The organism is Collinsella sp. AM12-1, assembly GCF_003472325.1.
Lineage (GTDB): Bacteria > Actinomycetota > Coriobacteriia > Coriobacteriales > Coriobacteriaceae > Collinsella.
Map to the genome: position 1 here is coordinate 1 of NZ_QRLS01000050.1, position 1,272 is coordinate 1,272.

Below are 1,272 nucleotides of genomic sequence, written 5' to 3' on the forward strand. Positions count from 1 at the left end.
AAAACCTTAGAGGTCCTCGCGCCAGAAGGGCATGCTCATGCAGCGCGGGCCGCCACGGCCGCGGGAGAGCTCGGCGGAGGGCACGACGAGAAGGTCCAGGCCCTCCTTGTACAGCACGTCGTTGGTGACGGTGTTGCGGGCGTAGACGCAGATCTTGCCGGGCTCGACGCACAGGGTGTTGGAGCCGTCGTTCCACTGCTCGCGGGAGGCCGCGATCGGGTCGCCGCCGCCGCAGGGGATCAGCTTGACCTGGTCGACGCCGGTGGCGTCCTCCAGGACGTGCTCGAGGGTGTCCTCGATCAGGCGGATGTTCACGTCGCCCGGGTTCTTGCCGGCGGTCAGCTCGTAGACGCGCAGGGTGCCCATGATGGCGGGGTGGATCGTGAACTTATCGACGTCGATCTGGGTGAAGACCGTGTCGAGGTGCATGAAGGCGCGCGAGACCGGGATGTCGAAGGCCAGGATGCGCTCGACCTTGGAGTCGGAGTTCCAGAAGATGTTCTGGGCCATGACGTCGATGGCGGCGGCCTGGGTGCGCTGGGAGATGCCGACGGCGAGGGTCTTCTCGTTGATGTTCAGCACGTCGCCGCCCTCGGTGTGGAACTGGCAGTCGCGGCGGAAATACAGGGAGACGTCCTTGTAGTCGGGGTGGTACTTGAAGACGTACTTGCCGTACAGGGTCTCGCGGTTGCGGGTGACCGAGTACATGCGGTTGAGGTTGACGCCCTCGCCGACGACCGCGAACGGGTCGCGGGTGAAGTAGAGGTTGGGCATCGGGTCGATGATCAGGTCGGACTCGGACTCGGAGTTGACCAGGGAGTCGAGGGTCGTGGACGCCGTGAGGGGCATGTCGATCTCGGCCTTGGTCATGCCGGCCATGGTCTTCTTGACGAACTCGAGGTTGTCCTCGATGGAGTCCAGCTTCTCGCGGACGATCTGCGGCATCTGCTGGCCGCGGATGCCTGCCTCGGCGATGTACTGGTCGGTGAACTCGGCGCGGGCGCCGGGGACCTGGTCGAACACCTCTGCGACGAGGTTCTCGAGGTAGAGCACCTCCACGCCCTGGTCCTTAAGGATCTGGGCGAAGGTGTCGTGCTCCTGCTGCGCGACCTCCAGGAACGGGACGTCGTCGAACAGGAGTCGCTCGAGCTCGTCGGGCGGCAGGTTGAGGAGCTCGTCGCCGGGACGGTGCAGGCAGACCTTCCTGAGCTTGCCGATCTCGGAAGGCACGTGCAGACCTTTCGTCATGGCCTCCTACCTTTCTTTCGGGCC

1 protein-coding gene is annotated in these 1,272 nt (G+C 64.9%); it reads right to left on the reverse strand.

What is annotated here, in order from left to right:
• Window positions 1-6: 6 nt before the first annotated feature.
• Window positions 7-1,248 carry an arginine deiminase gene (gene arcA, locus DW136_RS09840; RefSeq protein WP_117584235.1) on the reverse strand — a complete coding sequence of 414 codons (1,242 nt, stop codon included), beginning with the start codon at window positions 1,246-1,248 and terminating at the stop codon, window positions 7-9.
• Between the last annotated feature and the right edge of the window lie 24 nt (window positions 1,249-1,272).

Excerpts from the sequence above, each read along its gene's own strand:
- arcA (WP_117584235.1), bottom strand. The coding sequence starts at position 1,248 with ATGACGAAAGGTCTGCACGTGCCTTCCGAGATCGGCAAGCTCAGGAAG.